The 21303-nt window shown below is 54.0% G+C and carries 22 protein-coding genes; 20 read left to right on the forward strand and 2 right to left on the reverse strand.

The genetic code is table 11. From position 1 onward, the window contains the following. The first annotated feature begins 12 nt into the window (after nt 1–12). The 18 genes from spoIIIAE to spo0A all read left to right on the forward strand — a co-directional run bounded on the left by spoIIIAE (nt 13) and on the right by spo0A (nt 17590). Complete coding sequence (gene spoIIIAE, locus N685_RS0111095; protein WP_031408351.1) at nt 13–1176, forward strand: stage III sporulation protein AE; 1164 nt, start codon at nt 13–15, stop codon at nt 1174–1176. Nucleotides 1177–1186: 10 nt separating this feature from the next. Next, nucleotides 1187–1798, forward strand: a complete 612-nt coding sequence (gene spoIIIAF, locus N685_RS0111100; protein WP_031408353.1) for a stage III sporulation protein AF — start codon at nt 1187–1189, stop codon at nt 1796–1798. A gap of 7 nt (nt 1799–1805) precedes the next feature. Beyond that, nucleotides 1806–2444, forward strand: coding sequence for a stage III sporulation protein AG (gene spoIIIAG, locus N685_RS0111105; RefSeq protein WP_031408356.1), 639 nt, complete (start codon nt 1806–1808; stop codon nt 2442–2444). Nucleotides 2445–2466: 22 nt separating this feature from the next. Next, the gene (locus N685_RS0111110; RefSeq protein WP_031408358.1) at nt 2467–3018 is read left to right on the forward strand and encodes a SpoIIIAH-like family protein; all 552 of its coding nucleotides are present in this window, start codon (nt 2467–2469) and stop codon (nt 3016–3018) included. Between the two features lie 144 nt (nt 3019–3162). Beyond that, nucleotides 3163–3696 carry an acetyl-CoA carboxylase biotin carboxyl carrier protein gene (gene accB / locus N685_RS0111115; protein ID WP_031408360.1) on the forward strand — a complete coding sequence of 178 codons (534 nt, stop codon included), beginning with the start codon at nt 3163–3165 and terminating at the stop codon, nt 3694–3696. A 15-nt stretch (nt 3697–3711) separates the two neighbouring features. Further along, complete coding sequence (gene accC / locus N685_RS0111120; RefSeq protein ID WP_031408362.1) at nt 3712–5067, forward strand: acetyl-CoA carboxylase biotin carboxylase subunit; 1356 nt, start codon at nt 3712–3714, stop codon at nt 5065–5067. Between the two features lie 10 nt (nt 5068–5077). Then, nucleotides 5078–5479 (forward strand): Asp23/Gls24 family envelope stress response protein, encoded by a 402-nt coding sequence (locus N685_RS0111125; RefSeq protein ID WP_031408363.1) that lies wholly within the window; start codon nt 5078–5080, stop codon nt 5477–5479. A 192-nt stretch (nt 5480–5671) separates the two neighbouring features. Then, the gene (nusB, locus tag N685_RS0111135; protein WP_031408365.1) at nt 5672–6064 is read left to right on the forward strand and encodes a transcription antitermination factor NusB; all 393 of its coding nucleotides are present in this window, start codon (nt 5672–5674) and stop codon (nt 6062–6064) included. Between the two features lie 59 nt (nt 6065–6123). Beyond that, entirely contained in the window at nt 6124–6978 is an 855-nt protein-coding gene (gene folD, locus N685_RS0111140) for a bifunctional methylenetetrahydrofolate dehydrogenase/methenyltetrahydrofolate cyclohydrolase FolD (protein ID WP_031408367.1), read from the forward strand. Nucleotides 6979–6990: 12 nt separating this feature from the next. Continuing rightward, nucleotides 6991–8337 (forward strand): exodeoxyribonuclease VII large subunit, encoded by a 1347-nt coding sequence (xseA, locus tag N685_RS0111145; RefSeq protein ID WP_031408369.1) that lies wholly within the window; start codon nt 6991–6993, stop codon nt 8335–8337. Continuing rightward, a complete protein-coding gene (locus N685_RS0111150) occupies nt 8334–8564 on the forward strand; it encodes an exodeoxyribonuclease VII small subunit (protein ID WP_031408371.1) in 231 nt (76 codons plus the stop codon). Before xseA ends, N685_RS0111150 begins: the two co-directional genes overlap by 4 nt. 3 nt (nt 8565–8567) lie before the next feature. Continuing rightward, a complete protein-coding gene (locus N685_RS0111155) occupies nt 8568–9461 on the forward strand; it encodes a polyprenyl synthetase family protein (RefSeq protein WP_031408373.1) in 894 nt (297 codons plus the stop codon). 246 nt (nt 9462–9707) lie between these two features. Next, nucleotides 9708–11600, forward strand: a complete 1893-nt coding sequence (gene dxs / locus N685_RS0111165; protein ID WP_031408376.1) for a 1-deoxy-D-xylulose-5-phosphate synthase — start codon at nt 9708–9710, stop codon at nt 11598–11600. Nucleotides 11601–11603: 3 nt separating this feature from the next. Further along, the gene (locus N685_RS0111170; RefSeq protein WP_031408377.1) at nt 11604–12452 is read left to right on the forward strand and encodes a TlyA family RNA methyltransferase; all 849 of its coding nucleotides are present in this window, start codon (nt 11604–11606) and stop codon (nt 12450–12452) included. A gap of 54 nt (nt 12453–12506) precedes the next feature. Then, nucleotides 12507–12956 carry a transcriptional regulator AhrC/ArgR gene (gene ahrC, locus N685_RS0111175; RefSeq protein ID WP_031408380.1) on the forward strand — a complete coding sequence of 150 codons (450 nt, stop codon included), beginning with the start codon at nt 12507–12509 and terminating at the stop codon, nt 12954–12956. A 127-nt stretch (nt 12957–13083) separates the two neighbouring features. After that, nucleotides 13084–14805: a DNA repair protein RecN gene (gene recN / locus N685_RS0111180; protein ID WP_031408382.1), complete on the forward strand. Its 1722-nt coding sequence runs from the start codon at nt 13084–13086 to the stop codon at nt 14803–14805. Nucleotides 14806–15079: 274 nt separating this feature from the next. Continuing rightward, nucleotides 15080–16375: a SpoIVB peptidase gene (spoIVB, locus tag N685_RS0111185; RefSeq protein WP_031408384.1), complete on the forward strand. Its 1296-nt coding sequence runs from the start codon at nt 15080–15082 to the stop codon at nt 16373–16375. A gap of 393 nt (nt 16376–16768) precedes the next feature. Next, nucleotides 16769–17590, forward strand: a complete 822-nt coding sequence (gene spo0A, locus N685_RS0111195; protein WP_193363900.1) for a sporulation transcription factor Spo0A — start codon at nt 16769–16771, stop codon at nt 17588–17590. A 191-nt stretch (nt 17591–17781) separates the two neighbouring features. Here the strand turns inward: spo0A and N685_RS19070 are convergent, their stop codons facing one another. Further along, nucleotides 17782–17934 carry a YycC family protein gene (locus N685_RS19070; protein WP_071880182.1) on the reverse strand — a complete coding sequence of 51 codons (153 nt, stop codon included), beginning with the start codon at nt 17932–17934 and terminating at the stop codon, nt 17782–17784. Nucleotides 17935–18041: 107 nt separating this feature from the next. Between N685_RS19070 and N685_RS0111210 the strand changes: the two genes are divergently transcribed. Next, on the forward strand, nt 18042–18770 hold the full coding sequence (locus N685_RS0111210; protein ID WP_031408387.1) for a glycerophosphodiester phosphodiesterase: 729 nt from the start codon (nt 18042–18044) through the stop codon (nt 18768–18770). A gap of 75 nt (nt 18771–18845) precedes the next feature. On the opposite strand, the gene N685_RS0111215 is transcribed toward N685_RS0111210, so the two are convergent. Continuing rightward, complete coding sequence (locus N685_RS0111215; protein WP_031408390.1) at nt 18846–19094, reverse strand: DUF2627 domain-containing protein; 249 nt, start codon at nt 19092–19094, stop codon at nt 18846–18848. A 138-nt stretch (nt 19095–19232) separates the two neighbouring features. Between N685_RS0111215 and N685_RS0111220 the strand changes: the two genes are divergently transcribed. Next, entirely contained in the window at nt 19233–21296 is a 2064-nt protein-coding gene (locus N685_RS0111220; RefSeq protein WP_031408391.1) for a sigma 54-interacting transcriptional regulator, read from the forward strand. Nucleotides 21297–21303: the final 7 nt, after the last annotated feature.

Below are 21303 nucleotides of genomic sequence, written 5' to 3' on the forward strand. Positions count from 1 at the left end.
GGGGGGAACGGATTGAAGCGAACAGCGTTCCTTATTGTCGGGCTGCTTTCTCTCTTTTTTTGTCCGTTGGTCGTACAAGCCGCAAGCGATGAACCATCGGTCAGCGAGCAGCTCGCTCAGCTCGATGTGAGCGATATCCGACGCTATTGGGAAACGATCGTCAGCGAGTACGGCGGATTTTTGCCGGAAAGCGAGAAAGGACCGCTCACCGATTTTTTAAGCGGCAGCAAGCAATGGTCGCCGGCCGAATGGCTGAAGGCGCTCGCCCGCTATTTGTTTTATGAACTGCAGGTGAACGGCAAATTGCTCGGCACACTCATTTTGCTTGCTGTCTTCAGCACGGTGCTGCAATCGCTGCAAAATGCATTCGCCCAGCAGGAGGTAAGCAAAATCGCCCAAGCGGTCGTCTATATGGTGCTCTTGTTGATTGCCTTAAACAGCTTTCGTCTCGCGGCGGATTATGCGCTTGAGGCGGTGCGGACGATGAGCCATTTCATCATTGCTCTCGTTCCACTGTTGCTCGCCCTGCTCGCCACTTCCGGCGGGGTCGCGTCGGCGGCGTTTTTCCACCCGATCATTTTGTTTGTGATGAACATCACCGGCACGGTCGTCGAATACGTCACCTTGCCGCTTTTGCTTCTGGCTGCGTTGCTTTCTGTCGTCAGCACGCTCAGCGACCGGTACAAGGCGACTCAGCTCGCCGATTTGCTCAACAAAGCGGCCCTCGGTTTGCTCGGCCTCATTTTGACTGTGTTTCTTGGCGTCATGTCCGTGCGCGGGGCAACAGCGGCTGTGGCGGACGGCGTGGCGCTCCGGGCGGCGAAATTTGTCACTGGCAATTTCATCCCGGTCGTCGGCAAGCTGTTCACCGATGCCGCCGATACGGTCGTTGCGGCCTCGATGCTGCTGAAAAATACCGTCGGATTGGTCGGGGCGGCGATTTTGTTAATGATCGCCATCTTTCCAGCGGTGAAAATTTTCACCATTGTCATCGTCTACAAGTTATCGGCTGCTGTTCTGCAGCCGCTTGGCGGCGGACCGGTGCTTTCGTGCCTTAACATCATCGGCAAAAGCATCGCCTACGTGCTGGCGGCGCTGCTCATTGTGTCGCTCATGTTTTTCTTGAGCCTCACCGTCATGGTGATGGCCGGGAACATTACGATGATGGTCCGCTAGGAGGAGCGCTATGCAGCTAGTCATTGAGTGGGGGACAAACATCATCTTGTTTTTGTTGTTTGCTGTCATCATCGATTTTTTGCTGCCGTCGGGGACGATGCAAAAATACGTGAAAATGGCTGTTGGGCTTATGCTCGTTCTGGTGATGCTCGCTCCGGTGCTCCGGCTCGCTTCCGTTGATCCCGAGCAGCTCATGGCGTCGGCGCTCGTCCATTTTTCCAACGGCCGTAAAGGAGAAGAGGCGATAAAAAATCAAATCGAACAGCAGAAAAAAGAAATACAAGCCTCGCAACGCGCATATATTTTAAAACAAATGGCTGTCCAGCTCGAAAACGATGCCAATGAGGAGTTGATGGAAAAGTATGGACTAAAAGCGGATGTCAACGTTTACGCTAACCCAGGCGACGACTGGCGCATGCCGGATGACATCAAGACGATTGAGGTCGTTCTTTCGAAACAGAGGTCAGCTGGTTCGGTGGAACCGGTTGTCATCGATACGACGAAGCCGCCGGCTTTGCCGGAAGGCGATGCTTCGCTGGCAGAAGAGGTGCGCGCCTTTCTTGCCGGCCGATGGGAAATCGATGAAGATAAAATTCACGTGCAATTTAAAGGGAGGGAATAGAGGGGGGATGTTGCCGCTCATCAAACGGCTCTTTTCTCCATCGCCCAAAGACGGGCAAGGAGAAGGAGTACAGAAAAAATGGCCGTTTTCGTACGTCGTCGTCCTGTTGTTGGCCGGCGTCGCCTTGATGGCGGCAAGTCATTGGGCAAACAGCGGAAAGGAAGCCGAAGCGAAGCCTTCCACCAGGCAGCCGTCCGCTCCAGCCGAGCCGGCATTCCTGGCAAGCAAGGAAACGAAAGAGAAAGTGATCGCCGCCTATGAGGAGCGGTACGAAAAAGAATTGAAAGCCGCGCTTGAGGCGATCGAAGGGGTCGATGATGTCACTGTTGTTGTGAATCTCGATTCCACGGAGCTGAAACTGTATGAGAAAAAGCGTTCGACCCAGCAGCAAACAACGGAAGAGAGCGACAAGGAAGGCGGGAAGCGGACGATCGAAAACGAGTCGACCAATGAAGAAGTGATCATCATTCACAACGGCGAAGAAGAAACGCCGCTTGTCGTCGCCACGAAAAAGCCGGACATCCGTGGTGTGCTCGTTGTCGCCAAAGGGGCGGATAATTTGCAAATCAAAAAATGGATCGTCGAGGCGGTGACGCGCGTGTTAAACGTTCCGAGCTACCGCGTCGCTGTCTTGCCGAAAAAATGACCGGGTAAGGGGAGGAGTCGGCATGTTGAAAAAACAAACCGTATGGTTGTTGACGATGTTGAGCTTGGTCGTTGTGTTGTCGGTCTATTACGTGACGGCGCCAAAAAACATGAACAACAGCCCGGCATTTACCGCCAACGAGAAACCAGAAAAAACAACCGATCAGCCGAGCGTCGCCGTCGAAGAGGCGAAAAAACCGTCCGCATCTGGCGAAACGGGCGACGACTTGTTTACGGCGCTGCGCATGAAAATTGAGGATGAACGGAGCCGGCTGCGCGATGAACTGAACGCCATCGTCGCTTCAGCGAACGCGACGGCGGAAGAAAAGAATGAAGCGCTCGATAAAATTGAAAAATTGCAGGCATTGTCCGAAAAAGAAGCAACGTTGGAGACGCTCATCAAATCGAAAGGCGGTTATGAAGACGTGCTCGTGCGCGCCGATGACAACCAAGTGCGCGTGACGATCAAAGCGAAACAAAGTTCAGCGAAATCAGCGAATGAAGTCATTCATATGGTGAAAAAAGAAATACCTGATGCTGAATACGTGACGGTTGAGTTTCAGCCGGCTGGATAAACGCGCTGCTCGATAGGGCAGCTTCTTTTTTTGCGGAAAAGTCTTTTGTTTGTCCTACGGTTGTGTGTATAATCGTTATGAACACGTTTGAGCACCGCCTGCCAGGAACGGGCTGCACGATACTTGGAGAAAGGTGTGAGATCGATGAAAATTCAAGAGATCCGCGAATTGATCCGCTTGGTTGACCAGTCCTCGATCGACGAATTTGTATATGAGCAAGGCGAAACCAAAGTACATATGAAAAAAGGAACGAGTGCTGTTGCCGCTACACCGGCTGCGGCCGCCCAGACAGCGGTCGCACAGCCGGCGCCTGCCGCTTCGACGGCGGTGGAACCAGCTCCGGCAGCTGCTCCCGTTCAAGCGCCGGCCCCGGAAGCGCCGACTCCGAAAGCGGAAACGCCGGCGGTCAAAGAGGCAAAGCCAGCTGTTGAAAGCAATTTGCATCAAATTACTTCGCCGATGGTCGGCACGTTCTACGCAGCGCCGGCGCCGGACAAGCCGCCGTATGTCAAACCGGGCGACAAAGTCAAAAAAGACACGGTCGTTTGCATCATTGAGGCGATGAAACTGTTTAACGAAATTGAAGCGGAAGTCGATGGCGAAATTGTCGAGGTGCTTGTGCAAAACGGCCAGCTCGTCGAATACGGCCAACCGTTGTTTTTAGTCAAGCCTGAATAAGGGAGAGAACGGACGATGATCAAAAAAGTGTTGGTGGCGAACCGCGGAGAAATCGCCGTCCGCATCATCCGCGCCTGCCGCGAGCTCGGCATTGAGACGGTCGCTGTCTTTTCGCAAGCCGACCGCGATGCCTTGCACGTGCAGTTGGCTGATGAGGCGTACTGCATCGGGCCGACTGCTTCCAAAGACAGTTACTTAAACTTTACCAGCATTATGAGCGTCGCCACATTGACCGGTTGCGACGCCATTCATCCGGGATATGGGTTTTTAGCGGAAAACGAAGCGTTTGCCGAGCTGTGCCGCGAGTGTAATGTCACATTCATCGGCCCAAGTCCGGAAGCGATTGCAAAAATGGGCATTAAAGACATCGCCCGTGAGACGATGCGCGAGGCGGGGGTGCCGATTGTGCCCGGGTCGCGCGGGGTTATCGAAAGCCTTGACGAGGCGCGGGCGATTGCCCAAGAGATCGGCTATCCGGTCATCATCAAAGCGACGGCCGGAGGCGGCGGGAAAGGGATCCGTGTCGCCCGCAATGAAGACGAGCTCGTCAAAGGCATCAACATCACCCAGCAGGAAGCGGCGACGGCGTTCGGCAACCCGGGCGTCTATATTGAAAAATATATCGAAGATTTCCGCCATGTTGAAATTCAAGTGCTTGCCGATTCGTACGGCAATACGATCCATCTTGGCGAGCGCGACTGCTCGATCCAACGCCGGCTGCAAAAACTCGTTGAAGAGGCGCCGTCACCGGCGCTTGATGACGAGATGCGTCGGAAGATGGGCGAGGCGGCCGTCAAGGCGGCAAAAGCGGTCAACTACACCGGCGCCGGCACGGTTGAATTTATTTATGACCACCGGAACAAGCAATTTTACTTCATGGAGATGAATACGCGCATTCAAGTCGAGCATCCGGTCACCGAACTGATCACCGGCGTCGATTTGGTCAAGGAGCAAATCCGCATCGCCGCTGGCGAAAAGCTGTCGATCACCCAAGACGACGTTACGTTTAACGGTTGGGCGATCGAATGCCGCATCAATGCGGAAAATCCGGCGAAAAACTTTATGCCGTCGCCGGGGAAAATCGCCATGTACTTGCCGCCTGGGGGGCCGGGCGTGCGCGTCGATTCGGCCGCCTATCCAGGCTATACGATTCCGCCGTATTACGATTCAATGATCGCCAAACTGATCGTTCACGCGCCGACGCGCGAGGAAGCGATCGCCCGCATGAAACGAGCGCTTTCGGAGTTTGTCATCGAAGGCATTCATACGACGATTCCGTTTCACATAAAATTAATGGAACATGAAAAGTTCCAAAGCGGCGAGTTTAATACGAAGTTTTTGGAGTTATATGATATTATGAAGGCAGAATAGGAGGTGCCTTATGTCTGAGCATGTCTTTGAGACAGAACAAGCGTATCCGGCGCTCGGCAAGGTGGAAATTGCACCGGAAGTGATCGAGGTGATCGCAGGCATTGCCGCATCAGAGGTCGACGGCATCGCGCAAATGCGCGGCAATTTTGCCGCCGGCGTCGCCGAGCGGTTTGGAAAGAAACACCATGGAAAAGGCGTCAAGGTTGATTTGCGCGACGACGGCGTCGTCATCGATCTTTATTGCCTCGTCCAGTTTGGCGCATCGATTCCGAACGTGGCGAAAAAGGTGCAGGAAAATGTGCGCCAGGCGCTTTGGAACATGACCGGCCTCGAGGCGAGCGAAGTGAACGTTCATATCGTCGGCGTCCAGTTTGAGGGCGGCAAGCAGGAACAAGGTGTGGTCGAACAGTGATCTCGCAAGGCAGCTGCTTTTTCGGCGGCTGCCTTTTTGTTTTTTTGGCCAAAGTTTGTTATTGTAATGAACGAGGCCGTTGTGGCGCAGCCAACGGCAGCGCAAATGATTTGTGGGAAAAGGCTGGCTTTTTCCGAAAAATATGATATGATTTCATTGTGAATGTTCGTTTTTTTGGAAAGGGGGACCGCCATGAAGCGGCATGAAGCACGGGAAAAGGCGCTGCAGGCGCTGTTTCAAATCGATGTCGGACGCATTCCTCCAGATGAGGCGCTCCACAATATCACGGGCGGCGGCGACATCGACCCGTTTTTGCGCCAGCTCGTCTTTGGCGTCGTCGAGCATCAGGAGGAGATTGACGAGCTGTTGCGCGCCAATTTGGAAAAATGGACGCTGGAACGCGTCGCCAACGTTGACCGCGCCATTTTGCGCATGGCGACGTACGAGATGAAATACGCCGATGATGTGCCGGTAAGCGTCAGCCTCGATGAGGCGGTCGAGCTGGCGAAAAAATTCGGCGATTGGAAATCCGGAAGTTTTGTCAACGGCGTGCTTTCGAAAGTGAAGGCGGCGCTGCAAAAATAAAACCGGCTGCATCGCGGGCGGATATCGAACGATGAACGAGGAGAGGGGAACGAAACACGATGACAGCACAAATCATTAGCGGAACGGAGATGGCGAGAACGATTCGCGCCGCATTGGCGGGTGAAGCCGCACAGTTGAAAGCGGACGGCATTGAGCCGGGGCTGGCCGTCATTCTAGTCGGCGACGATCCGGCGTCGCATTCGTATGTAAAAGGAAAACAAAAAGCGTGCGCCGAGGTCGGCATTCGCTCGTTCCTTTACACGTTTCCGGCGGCGGTCGACGAAGAAACGCTGCTGGCCAAAATCCGAGAGTTAAACGTCGATCCAGCGGTGCACGGCATTTTAGTGCAGCTGCCGCTGCCGGATCACATTTGTGAATGGTCGGTTATTGAAACGATCGCACCGGAAAAAGATGTCGATGGGTTTCACCCGATCAATGTCGGAAAAATGATGATCGGCCAACGGGCGTTTCTCCCGTGCACTCCGCATGGCATTTTAGTGATGGTGCAATCGGCCGGCATTGACATCGCCGGCAAGCACGTTGTCGTCGTCGGCCGAAGCAACATCGTCGGCAAACCAGTTGGCCAGCTGTTTTTGCGCGAACATGCCACCGTCACCTACACTCACTCGAAAACGCCGGATTTGGCCGCCATCACTCGGCAGGCGGACATTTTGATCGTCGCTGTCGGCAAGGCGCGCCTCATTGGCCCGGAACACATCAAACCCGGGGCGGTCGTCATCGACGTCGGCGTCAACCGGCTTGAGAATGGCAAATTGTGCGGCGATGTCGATTTTGATGCGGTGAAAGAAGTGGCTGGCTATATTACGCCGGTGCCGGGCGGAGTCGGGCCGATGACGATTACGATGCTCTTGCACAACACGATGGAAGCGGCCCGGCAGCTGGCTGCAAAGTGAGGGCAAGGATCAGTGGAAGTCAAATATGTGACGGTCGGGGCGTTGACGAAGTACATCAAACGCAAGTTCGATGTCGATCCGCATTTGCGCGATCTATGGGTGAAGGGCGAAATTTCGAACTTTAAGCAGCATTCGCGCGGTCATATGTATTTTACGTTGAAAGACAGCCAAGGGCGCATTGCCGCCGTCATGTTTGCCGGCTACAACCAACATTTGCCGTTTCGTCCTGAAGACGGGATGAACGTGCTGGCGCGCGGGGAAATTTCCGTCTATGAACCGAACGGCAACTATCAGCTTTATGTCAAAGAAATGCAGCCGGAAGGCGTCGGAAGCCTCTATTTAGCCTACGAACAGCTGAAGCAACGGCTCGAAGCGGAAGGGCTGTTTTCCCCAGTCCATAAAAAGCCGCTTCCGGCCTTTCCTCGTTGCATCGGCGTTGTCACATCACCGACTGGAGCGGCGGTGCGCGATATTATGACGACGATTCGCCGCCGCTATCCGCTTGCCAAAGTCATTTTGTTTCCAGCGCTCGTTCAAGGGGACGGGGCGGCGCTGTCGATCGTGCGTGCCATCGAGCGGGCGAATGCGTTCGGAGAGGTGGATGTGCTGATTGTCGGCCGAGGCGGCGGCTCGATCGAAGAACTTTGGGCGTTCAATGAAGAAATCGTCGCCCGCGCCATCTTTGCCTCAAAAATTCCGATTATTTCCGCTGTCGGCCATGAAACGGATTTTACGATTGCCGATTTTGTCGCCGATTTGCGGGCGCCGACGCCGACGGCAGCAGCCGAGATGGCGGCGCCGCATGTTGGGGAGCTCGCTGAGCGGCTCGCCGAGCGGAAATGGCGGCTTATCCGCGCCATGAAAGAGCGGCTTGCCGCCGAGCAGGAGAAGCTCCGCCGTCTGCAGGCATCGTATGCCTTTCGTTATCCGGAACGGCTTTACGAACAAAAAGAGCAGCAGCTTGATGCGCTGCTTGAGCGGCTTGGCCGCAGCCGTGAGCGGCTTGTAGATCAACAGCGCCAGCGGTTGCATGAGCTTGATATGAGACTATGGCGGCATCATCCGGCCGCAGAGTTTGAGCGGATGAAAGAACGGCAAAAGGCGGCCGCCAACGCGCTGGAAAAAGCGGTGCGCACCGTGTTGGAGCGCCATCGGTTCCGCTTTTGCGCCAACGTTGCGCGTCTTGAAGCGCTCAGTCCGCTTCGCATCATGGAGCGCGGCTACAGCCTCGTATATAACGAGCACGGCGAGCTTGTGAAACGAATCGGGCAGCTTCGGGTCGGTGAACATCTTTCCGTCCAAGTTCAAGATGGACGAGTTCGTTGCCAAGTGACGGGAGTGAAGGAGAGTACGGTATGAGTGAAGAAAAAGAGATGACGTTTGAAGAGGCGATGAAAAGACTGGAGAAAATTGTCGAAAAGCTCGAGGAAGGGAACGTGCCGCTTGAGGAGGCGATCGCCTTCTTCCAAGAAGGCATAAAACTATCCAAGCTTTGCCATGATAAATTGCAGCATGTGGAGAAACAGTTGGAGTACATGCTCCGGGAAGACGGCGAGCTTGTCCCTTTTTCGCCGGAGGAGGAGTGACAGGTGGCGCAGCTTTCGGTTGAACAGTTTCTCAACGAACAAAAACGGGCCGTCGAGGCGGCGCTTTCTTACTATATGGCGCGGCTTCGTGGACCGGAGACGCTGAAAAAGGCGATGTCCTACTCGCTGGAGGCCGGCGGCAAACGCATTCGCCCGCTTTTGTTGCTGGCGACGGTCCAAGCGCTTGGCAAAGACCCGGCGATCGGCCTGCCGGTCGCTTGCGCCATTGAAATGATCCATACGTACTCGCTCATTCACGATGATTTGCCAAGCATGGACAACGATGATCTGCGGCGCGGCAAACCGACGAACCATAAAGTGTTCGGTGAGGCGATGGCCATTTTGGCCGGCGACGCTTTGTTGACGTATGCCTTTCAGCTGATCGCCGAAATCGATGATGATCGCGTGCCGCCTTCCGTCCGGCTGCAGCTTATCGAACAGCTGGCGAAAGCGGCCGGACCGGAAGGCATGGTTGCTGGACAGGCGGCTGATATGGAGGCGGAAGGAAAAACGCTGGCGCTGGCGGAACTGGAATACATCCACCGCCATAAGACGGGAAAAATGCTGCAATACAGCGTGCACGCCGGCGCCCTGCTCGGCGGCGCCGACGACCGGCAGATGCGCGAGCTCGATGAGTTTGCTGCTCATTTAGGTCTCGCCTTTCAAATTCGCGACGATATTTTGGACATTGAAGGGACCGAAGAGAAAATCGGCAAGCGAGTCGGCAGCGACCACGATAACAAGAAAGCAACGTATCCGGCGCTGCTCTCGCTTGATGGCGCCAGAGAGAAGCTGACGTTTCATATTGATGCTGCGAAGCGCTATTTGCGGCAGGCTGGGGTGGATGGTGCTGCCCTTGCCTACATTTGCGAGCTTGTCGCGGTCCGCGACCATTGATGGGGGCGGCGGCCTCTTGTTCCCGTTGTTCGCTTTCCTTCGGGGCGGAGGCGGCCCTGTTTTTTTGATTGTTTTCCGCCGGGCGGCCGCCACAAGTTTTCTATCCATCACGAGCCGCATTCTAGTGGTGACGGGCTGCGTTGGCGGGGAAAGTCGATTTTTCGCGCCGGATCATGTATAATAATACTACCTGTGATGGAGGAGAACCGGCTCGGAAAACGACGAAATGAAAGCGAGTGATCTTCGTTGGACTTGACGAAAATTGACCATCCACGCGTTGTCAAAAACATGTCCATCCTTGAGCTGAAGCAGTTAAGCGCCGAGATCCGGCGGTTTTTAATTGAGAAGCTGTCGAAAACCGGCGGGCATATCGGTCCGAATTTAGGGGTCGTCGAGCTGACGATCGCTCTCCACCGCGAGTTTGACAGCCCAAAAGACAAGCTCATTTGGGATGTCGGACATCAGTCATACGTGCATAAAATTTTGACCGGCCGCGCCGCCCAATTCGACACGCTCCGCCAATACAAGGGGCTGTCCGGGTTCCCGAAACGGAGCGAAAGCGAGCATGACGTGTGGGAAACGGGCCATAGCTCAACGTCGCTGTCTGCAGCGATGGGAATGGCGATCGCCCGTGATTTGAAAGGGACGGATGAATACATCGTGCCGATCATCGGCGACGGGGCGCTCACCGGCGGCATGGCGCTGGAGGCGCTCAACCATATCGGGCATGAAAAAACGGATATGATTGTCATCTTGAACGACAATGAAATGTCGATTGCCCCGAACGTCGGTGCGTTGCACAACATCCTCGGCCGGCTGCGCACCGCCGGCAAATACCAATGGGTGAAAGACGAACTGGAGATGCTGCTCAAGCGCATCCCGGCGGTTGGCGGCAAGCTGGCGGCGACCGCCGAGCGGCTAAAAGACAGCTTGAAATATTTGCTTGTTTCCGGCGTCTTTTTTGAAGAGCTTGGGTTTACGTATTTAGGTCCGGTCGACGGCCACGATTTTGAGGATTTGCTTGAAAACTTGCGCTACGCGAAGAAGATGAAAGGTCCGGTTCTTGTGCATGTCATCACGAAAAAAGGGAAAGGATACAGTCCGGCGGAAAACGACAGAGTCGGCACGTGGCATGGGACCGGGCCGTACAAAATCGAAACGGGCGCTTTTGTCAAAACGAAAGAGGCCGGTCCGTCATGGAGCGCGTTGGTCAGCGAAACGGTGCGCCGGCTCGCCCGCACCGACCCGCGCATTGTCGCGATTACGCCGGCGATGCCGGTCGGCTCGAAGTTGGAAGGGTTCGCCAGCGAGTTCCCAGATCGGATGTTTGATGTTGGCATCGCCGAGCAGCACGCGACAACGCTCGCGGCTGGATTGGCGACGCAAGGGATGAAACCGTTTTTGGCCATTTATTCGACGTTTTTGCAACGAGCCTATGACCAAGTCGTTCATGATGTATGCCGACAAAACTTAAATGTCTTTTTCGCCATTGACCGCGCTGGGTTGGTCGGGGCGGACGGCGAAACGCACCAAGGGGTGTTTGACATCGCCTTTTTGCGTCATGTGCCGAACTTGGTGTTGATGATGCCAAAAGACGAAAACGAAGGACAGCACATGGTGTACACCGCCCTTCGCTATGACGACGGGCCAATCGCCATGCGTTTTCCGCGCGGCAACGGGCTTGGCGTGCCGCTTGATGAGGAGCTGAAAGAAATTCCCATCGGCACGTGGGAAGTGTTGCGCGACGGTCGCGATGCGGCGATTTTGACGTTTGGCACGACGATTTCAATGGCGCTTAAGGCGGCTGATGAGCTGGCGAAAGATGGCGTATCGGTGAAAGTCGTCAACGCTCGTTTTTTGAAGCCGATGGATGAAGCAATGCTTCACGAACTGCTTGAGAGCCGCCTGCCGATCCTAACGATCGAAGAGGCGGTGCTGCAAGGCGGCTTTGGCAGTGCTGTGCTGGAGTTTGCTCACGACCATGGTTATCACGGAGCGGTCATCGAACGGATGGGCATCCCGGACCGCTTTATCGAACATGGAAGCGTCAGCGAGCTGCTCAATGAAATCGGGCTGACGCCGACCCATGTCATCGACCGCATCAAAATGATGGTGCCAAGAAAACAGAAAAGGGCTTGAGACATGAAAGGGAAAAAAGAACGGCTCGATGTGCTGCTTGTTGAACGCGGGCTGGCGGAAACGCGGGAAAAGGCGAAGCGGGCGATCATGGCCGGGCTTGTCTATTCCAACGACGTTCGACTCGATAAGCCCGGGGAAAAAGTGCCGATTGACATTTCGCTTGAGGTGAAAGGCAACCCGCTTCCGTACGTCAGCCGCGGTGGATTGAAACTGGAAAAAGCGTTGCGGGAGTTTCACATTCGCCTGGAAAATAAAATTGTTCTTGACATCGGCGCGTCGACCGGCGGTTTCACCGACTGTGCCTTGCAGCACGGGGCGAAGCTGTCGTATGCTGTCGATGTCGGCTACAACCAGCTTGCCTGGAAGCTGCGTCAAGACGAGCGCGTCGTCGTGATGGAGCGAACGAACTTCCGCTACGTGACGCCGGATCAGTTTACGAAAGGGCTGCCGGAAATAGCCGTTATCGATGTCTCGTTTATTTCGTTGCGGCTTATTTTGCCGGTTGTCAAGACGGTCATTGTGCCGGGCGGCGATGTGATTGCTCTCGTCAAGCCGCAGTTTGAAGCCGGCAAGGAAAAGGTCGGCAAAAAAGGGATCGTGCGCGATCCGGCTGTTCATGAAGACGTGCTTGAGTCGATCGTTCGGTTCGCATGTGCTGAAGGATTTGATGTTTTGCACTTATCGTATTCGCCGATCACCGGCGGTGACGGCAACATTGAGTTTTTGCTCCACGCCGTTTATTCGGGGGAAAGTCGTGAAGGGGAAAACCGATTGCCGACACCGATCGCTTATATAGTGCGCGAGGCGCATGCCCGCCTGCGCGCCGGGAGGACAGAAGCGAACGGTGAATAGCGCCGGCGGGATGAAACACAGCGTGGCATGTTGCAAGCGGGGAGGTGGCGCAATGTGAGCAAAGGGCAAAGGCATATTAAAATTCGCGAAATCATTATGAACCATGACATTGAAACGCAAGACGAGCTTGTCGATCGGCTGAGAGAAGCTGGCTTTAACGTCACTCAGGCGACCGTCTCGCGCGACATTAAAGAGATGCAGCTCGTCAAAGTGCCCATGGCCAACGGCCGCTACAAGTACAGCCTTCCGTCCGACCAACGCTTCAATCCGTTGCAAAAGCTGAAACGGGCGCTTGTTGATGTGTTTGTGAAGCTTGACGGAACGGGCAACTTGCTCGTCTTGCGGACGTTGCCGGGCAACGCCCATGCCGTCGGCGTCTTGCTCGACAACTTGGATTGGAACGAAATCGTCGGTACGATTTGCGGCGACGATACGTGCCTAATCATTTGCCGGACGCCAAAAGATGCGAAAAAAGTGTCCGACCAGCTGTTGTCTATGCTCTAGTCGAGGACCGGCCCAGCTTCCGTTCTGCGTTCAAGGACGGAACGACGGGGACGGTCCTCGCTTGCGAATTCGAACATATGTGCTATAATCAAAAGGAGAATCAATCGGACAGGCAAGGAGTGGTGAAATGCTCGCCGAGCTGTCGATTAAAAATTTCGCCATTATCGAGTCGCTCTCGCTGTCGTTCGACAAAGGGCTGACGGTGTTAACCGGCGAAACGGGAGCCGGCAAATCGATCATCATCGACGCCATTCATTTGTTGATCGGCGGACGCGGCTCCGCTGAATTTGTCCGCTTCGGAGCCGAAAAGGCGGAAATCGAAGGGTTGTTTTTGCTTGATGATGACCGCCATCCGTGTTGGCAAAAATGCGCGGACGTTGGCATCGACGCCAGCGACGGCATGATCGTGTTGCGCCGCGATATTTTAGCCAATGGCAAAAGCGTCTGCCGCATTAACGGCAAGCTCGTCACCACGGCGGTGTTGCGCGACATCGGGACGACGCTTGTTGATATTCACGGCCAGCATGAACATCAAGAACTGATGGATCCGTCCCGTCATCTGCCGCTTTTAGACGAGTTCGGCGGCCTAGAGGCGGCAGAGGCGCTTGCCCGCTACCGCGCCGTTTATGAGCGGTATGAGGCGCTCGGAAACAAATTAAAAAAGCTGAGTGAAAATGAGCAGCAAATGGCGCATCGGCTTGATTTGCTGACGTTTCAGTTGCGCGAAATCGAGCAGGCGGCACTCGAGCCGGGCGAGGACGAGCGGTTGATGGAAGAAAAAGTGCACATTGTCAATTTTCAAAAAATTTACACCGCGCTGCAGAAAAGCTATGAGGCGCTGGCCGGCGATGGGCGCGGACTTGATTCCGTCGGGGAGGCGATGCGCCATCTCGATGACGTTGCGGGCATGGACGCAGCGCTCAAAGACGCGCATGAAACGACGGCGAACTGCTACTATTTGCTCGAGGAAGTCATGTATAAGCTGCGCGATCAAATTGAGGAGATGGAGTACGACCCAGCGCGGCTCGATGCCATTGAAAGCCGCCTCGCGGAAATCGGACAGCTCAAACGGAAATACGGGGCGACGATCGCCGATATTTTGCACTATGCCGAGACGATCGCCGAGGAAATCGAGACAATCGAAAATCGCGAAACGCATGTGCATGAACTTAAGCAGCAGCTCGCTTTGGTGACGGACGAGTTGCTCACAGAGGCGAAAAACGTCACCGCTGTTCGGCAAACGTATGCCCGGCGCTTGATCGAGCGCATTCATCAAGAACTGAAAGACTTATACATGGACAAAACGAAATTTGACATCGTATTTGCCAAGCGCGAGGGATCGCTTGACGCCCCGTTGGTCGACGGCGTGCCGGTTAAATTTCAGGAAGACGGCATCGATGTCATCGAGTTTTACATTTCGACGAATGTCGGCGAGCCGTTGAAGCCGCTTGCCAAAGTTGCTTCCGGTGGTGAGCTGTCGCGCATTATGCTGGCGTTGAAAACGATTTTTTCCAAACATCAAGGAGTGACGTCGATTGTTTTTGATGAGGTCGACACCGGCGTCAGCGGACGCGTTGCCCAGGCGATGGCGGAAAAAATTTACCGCATCGCCAGCCAGTCGCAAGTGCTTTGCATTTCCCATCTGCCGCAAGTCGCCGCGATGGCGGACACGCACTTGTTGATCACCAAAGAGACGGACGGAGAGCGAACAAAAACGGTCGTGAGAAAACTCGATGAAGAGGAGAAAGTGAAGGAAATCGGGCGGATGATTTCCGGTGTTGAGATGACGGAATTGACGAAACGTCATGCGAAAGAATTGTTGGAGCTGGCGGCGAAAATGAAACATTGATTCCTGTTTCCTCTGTTTGTCGAGGGGAAGCGCATCCCTCTCAAAGCGGGCCGATTCCGTCTGCCTGTTCTGCCTTGGCGCTCGCTTTCCCTAAAGAGAGCTACGGTGTTTCATAAAGATAAGCAAAGAGCCGCGCGGCTGTCCGGATGCAAGTCCATCCAATTCCGGACAGCTTTTTTATCGGCGTGGCGATTATATTTTCCCCGGTTCAGGCAAAATTAAAACTGTAACCGTTTTTGTATGGTGTAGGCGGGAGCGAGGAGAGTGGACGACATTGAATAAAGAAACGGCGCGAAAAATCGCAGGAGTGCTTCTCCTTGGCATATTGACGGCCATGGCTTTTTCCAAACCGCTGAAGGAATATTGGCAAATTCCGAAGCAGCTTGTCCTGTTTGAAGGCGATGCGGTTGAATTTCCTGCCGCTTCCCTTCCCGTGCAAGCGGCCGTCAATGACCGAAACGCTCCCAAAACGCTCAACATTGAGCGAAAAAACGGTTCTCTGTCTGTAAAGGCGAAACGCCGCGGACATGAAACGATGGTGTTGCAAGTTGCCGGAATGCCGATCAAGCAAGTGGATGTCAATGTGCTGCCGACGCTCAAAGTCATTCCCGGCGGGCAATCGATCGGTGTCAAGCTCAACACTGTCGGCGTTCTTGTCGTCGGTTACCACCTTATCGAAACCGAAAACGGGAAAAAATCGCCGGGAGAGGCAGCCGGCATTCAAGTCGGCGACATCATTATCGGCATTAACGGCCAAAAAATCGAAAACATGAGCGACCTCTCCCCTTTCATTGAGGAGGCCGGCAAAACTGGAAAACCGCTTCATCTAAAAATTCTGCGCGATCAGCACTCCATGACGGTGAAGCTCGTTCCGCTGCGAGACAAACATGACGATGTGTACCGCATCGGTCTGTACATTCGCGATTCGGCTGCCGGCATTGGGACGATGACGTTTTATGACCCTAAATCGAAAACCTATGGCGCACTTGGCCATGTCATCTCTGACATGGATACGAAAAAGCCAATTGTCGTGCAAAACGGGCAAATTATGCGTTCGACCGTTACATCGATCGAAAAAGGAACGAGCGGCAATCCAGGTGAAAAATTAGCCCGCTTTTCCGACGGTGAAGAAGTGATCGGCACGATCACCACCAACAGCCCGTTTGGCATTTTCGGCAAGCTGATCAAACCACTGCCAGCCGGACCATTCACCAAGCCGATTCCTGTCGCGCTCGCCAGCCAAGTGAAAGAAGGACCGGCAAAAATGTTGACAGTCGTGGAAAACGATAAAGTCGAACAATTTGATGTGGAAATTGTCAGCACCATTCCACAAAAATTCCCAGCAACAAAAGGGCTGGTGATCCGCGTGACCGACCCACGTCTGTTAAAGAAAACGGGGGGGATTGTCCAAGGGATGAGCGGCAGTCCGATCATCCAGGACGGAAAACTCGTCGGTGCAGTGACGCACGTTTTCGTGAACGATCCGACATCCGGCTATGGCGTCCACATTGAGTGGATGCTGCAAGAGGCAGGCATCGATCTATACGGTAGACAAAAGAAAGCGAGCTGATCACGTCGGCTCGCTTTTTCCTGGCAGCCAACATTCGATATTCTTGTGTATATTTGTAATTTGGTGAAAGGATGAACGATTATTTATTTGATCACCATTCATCTCTTCCTGATCATCTCAAGACCAATGCGAAATGCTATGAGCGGCTTAATTGATTTTGCCATATGCATGGGGTTGCCAGTAAAAATTTTTCAAAAAGGCGGCAAAAATTTTGCTGGTTTGGCATAGATATTTGGTGAAACATCCGTTAAAATGAAATGTGTAAAGATTTTTCGACAAACGCATCGTTTTTCAAAACGAATATTGTCTAATAAGCTCATTTTTTGTTATAATTTTTATTTCTTGAAAAATAAAAGGATTTTTTGCTGTTGCTGTCGAATGTAGGTTAACGGAATGTTACATAGCAAGAACAAGTGGGGGAGGACGATCGTTTTGAGCATTAAGGTGTGCATTGCCGATGATAACCGCGAATTGGTGACATTGCTTGACGAATACATCTCGAGCCAGCCGGACATGGAAGTAGTTGGCATGGCGTATAACGGCCAAGACTGCCTTCATATGCTTGAGGAAAAGCGGCCGGATATTTTGCTTCTGGACATCATTATGCCGCACTTGGATGGGTTGGCTGTGCTTGAGAAAGTCCGCGCAGGTTATGAGCATCAGCCGAGCGTCATTATGTTGACGGCGTTCGGCCAGGAGGATGTCACGAAAAAGGCGGTGGAACTTGGCGCTTCCTATTTTATTTTAAAACCGTTCGACATGGAGAATTTGGTCCATCATATTCGGCAAATTCATGGCAAAACGACGCCGATCATCAAAAAACCGGCGGCTTCCGCCTATCAAGCGCGCGATAACAAGCCGAAAAACTTGGATGCGAGCATTACGAGCATCATTCATGAAATCGGTGTCCCGGCGCATATTAAAGGCTATTTGTATTTGCGTGAAGCGATCGCGATGGTGTATCACGATATCGAACTGCTTGGCTCCATTACGAAAGTGTTGTATCCGGACATCGCCAAAAAATACAATACGACGGCCAGCCGCGTCGAGCGCGCCATTCGCCATGCGATCGAAGTCGCTTGGAGCCGCGGCAACCTCGAATCGATTTCCTCGTTGTTCGGCTATACGGTGAGCGTCTCGAAGGCGAAGCCGACCAACTCTGAATTCATTGCCATGGTGGCCGATAAGTTGCGGCTCGAGCATAAAGCGTCGTAAGTGGCAATGAGAAAACGGTGCTGCATCGGCAAGACGCCCCGCGGATGGGGCGTCTTTTCTTGCGGGTGATCAAGTTCTTTGCGGTTGATATTGCGCAAAGTTGATCAACCGTATAACGGCTTGATCCTGCTAGGGGCAGGCAAAAGCGGCACCGGCGGAATGGGCGGCTTCGCCTTCCAAAGGCAAGGCGATTAAGAGGAACCGTTTTCTTTTTCTTTCTTCTCCAATTCAAGCAGTTTGTTCATGAGAATGTGCGGCGGCATATGCATGATCTGCTCGATCGGCACGCCGAGCGCTTTGGCCAGCTTTTGCGCCGTTTCCAGTGAAATTCTTAACGGTTGCATCATCTCACCTCATTTGTTCATAGTATTACAATAGTATAACCGACCACCGCCGGCTTCGGCCAGCTTGTTGGCTGAAGGGCGAATGAATGTGAAGGGAAGAAAACAAAATGACATTGATTTTTGCCCACCGCGGGGCGGCAGGGACACACCCGGAAAACACGATGGCGGCGTTCATCGAGGCGGAAAAAGCGGGAGCGGACGGCATTGAACTCGATGTGCAGCTCACAAAAGATGGCGAAGTAGTCGTCATTCATGACGAAACGGTCGATCGGACGACAAATGGAAACGGCTGGGTGAAAGACATGACGTACCGAGAGCTTCGCCGTTTGAACGCGGCGGCCATGTGGGACGGCAAGCATGGCCATTGTCCGATTCCGCATCTTGAGGAAGTGCTCGCTTGGTTGTCATCAACACGAATGGTGGTTAACATCGAGCTGAAAAACAGCTTGATCGCTTACGAAAAGCTCGAGCAAAAAACGATCGCCCTCGTGCGCCGCTATGGGCTTGAAAAGCGGACGATTTTGTCATCGTTCAACCATAATAGCATGCGCCTTTGCCGGAAGCTTGCACCGGAAATCGAGACGGCACTCTTGTACATTGAGCCGCTGTATGACCCATGGACGTATGTGCGGGCGATGAACGCCGACGGGGTGCATCCACACCATCGGACGGTGACGGCGGAATTTGCCGCCGAAGCGCGGCGGCGCGGGGTGGCGGTCCGCCCGTTTACGGTGAATAAGCGAAACGTGATGAAAACGATGTTTGCTTATGGCGTTGACGCCGTCTTCACCGACTACCCGAGCCAAGCGAAGCAATGGAAAGAGAAAACGCCTTAACGAGAGACGTTAAGGCGTTTTTTGGCTTGCCTTGAAATGGATGTTTTCCAATGCAATAGGCATCAACGTTCCGAGTCAAGGTGTTTTTCGTTTTCGTTGAAAACGCGCCTGCACCTTGTTTCGCTTCCGGTCGCGGTGCAGCAAAAATCCCCCGATAAACGCCAGCCCGACCGCAAACAGCGCGAGCCCGGCGAGAAATTGCAGCCATAAGGCAGAAAACAACGGCCCGCTGATGCCAAACAACGCATCGCGCATCCACTTGATGCCAAGCGCCGCTCCAAGCCCGGGAATGACTAAAATCAACAGCGCAATCATTCGCTCCATGGCGTCGCGTTCCTTTCCAAAAAGAGTGGCCTTATCGACTATCATAGCGTGTATTGCCGATTTGTCAAGGAAAGAACCGATCAAGTATGATAGAAGTGTCTGCAAAAACTGGCATAGGATAAAGCGTGGTGGACGAATATGAAGAAAGTGATCATCATTGGCGCTGACTCGCGTGGGACATCGCTGTTGAAGCTGCTCCATGGGGCATCAGGATTCGAAGTCGTGGCGGTCGTGGATGTAGATGAACACGCTCCGGGGTTGCAGCTGGCGCAAAAATGGGGGATTGCCGCCGCGAGCGACTGGCGTCCATGGATGGCCCAACCGCTTGATTTGATCATTGAAACGACAGGCAGGGCGGATGTTCTGGAAGAAATCCGCCACCGGGCGCCCGAGGGGGCGAATATTGTTCCGAGCGCGGTCGCGCGGATGATGGCCGAGCTCGTTGAGGAAAAAGAAGCGCTCATCGCCGAGCTGAAAAGTGAAGCGGCCCGGCGCGCGCTCATCTTTCATTCATCCCATGATGGCATGATTGTCGTAGATGAATATGCTTGCATTACCGATATGAATCAAAGCGCGGCGGAGCTTCTTGGAGTGGACAAAGACGAAGTGATTGGCAGACATATTTTGGATGTTTTGCCGTCAAGCGGCTTACCGCGCGTGCTGAAAACGAGGCAGACCGAATTTCATCAGGAAGTGGAGCTGGCCAATGGAAAAAAATTGATCACCACCCGCATCCCGATCATCGATGACAATGGCAAGCTGTTTGGAGCGCTCGCCGTGTTTAAAGACATTACCGAACTGGTTGCTTTGGCGGAAGAAATTACGGACTTAAAAGAAGTCCGCATGATGCTTGAAGCCATCATCCACTCGTCGGAAGAGGCGATTTCCGTCGTCGATGAAAATGGGAACGGCATTTTGATCAACCCGGCGTATACTCGGCTTACCGGCCTGACAGAGGAAGACGTCATCGGCAAGCCGGCGACGGCCGACATCGCGGAAGGGGAAAGCATGCACATGCAAGTATTGAAAACGCGCCGCCCGGTGCGCGGGGCGCGCATGAAAGTCGGTCCGAAAAATCGGGATGTCATCGTCAATGTCGCGCCGATCATCGTCGATGGCGTATTGAAAGGAAGCGTCGGCGTCATTCATGATGTGTCAGAAATTCAGCGGCTGACGGCGGAGCTCAATCGGGCGCGGCAAATCATCCGTACGCTTGAGGCGAAATATTCATTTGCGGATATTGTCGGTGAGTCAGAGGAGATGAAGGTGGCGATCGAGCAGGCGAAACTGGCGGCGAAAACGCCGGCGACGATTTTGTTGCGCGGGGAATCAGGGACGGGCAAGGAGTTGTTTGCTCACGCCATTCACAACGCGAGCGACCGAAAGTATAACAAGTTTATCCGCGTGAATTGCGCGGCCATTCCGGAAACATTATTAGAAAGCGAACTGTTTGGCTATGAGGAAGGAGCGTTTTCCGGTGCGCGGCGCGGCGGCAAGCGAGGGTTGTTTGAAGAAGCAAACAACGGCAGCATTTTTCTTGACGAAATCGGCGAGCTGTCGGCCAGCACGCAGGCGAAGCTGCTCCGCGTTTTGCAGGAGCGGGAAATCGTTCGCGTCGGCGGGACGAAGCCAATCCCGATCAACGTCCGCGTCATCGCCGCCACGAACGTCAATCTTGAAAAAGCGATTGCCGAAGGTGCATTTCGCGAAGACTTATACTATCGGCTCAATCGGATGCCGATTTATATTCCGCCGCTGCGCGCCCGCAAGGAAGACATTCCAGCGCTTTGCCGGCATTTGATCCAGAAACTGAACCAAGATTACGGGCGCAACGTCGAAGGGGTGACGGATGAAGCGATGGCGAGACTGCTCGCCTACGATTGGCCCGGCAATGTCCGCGAGCTCGAAAACGTGCTCGGGCGGGCGATGATTTTTATGAAATTTCATGAGGTAATGATCGATGCGACGCATTTGCCGCCGCTCGCCGCGCCATCGGCGGCGCCGGCGCATCGAGTGGAAACGGAAGAGGAGATTCGGCCGCTTGAGGAAATGATGGGCCAATACGAAGCGGGCTTGATCGAGCAGGCGCTTCGCCGCCATCACGGCAATAAAACGGCGGCTGCCCGGGCGCTTGGCATTTCGGTGCGCAACTTATATTACAAGCTGGAGAAATACGGACTTGACAAAAATAGCACGCAATAATTTGCGC

Source organism: Geobacillus vulcani PSS1, assembly GCF_000733845.1.
GTDB lineage: Bacteria > Bacillota > Bacilli > Bacillales > Anoxybacillaceae > Geobacillus > Geobacillus vulcani.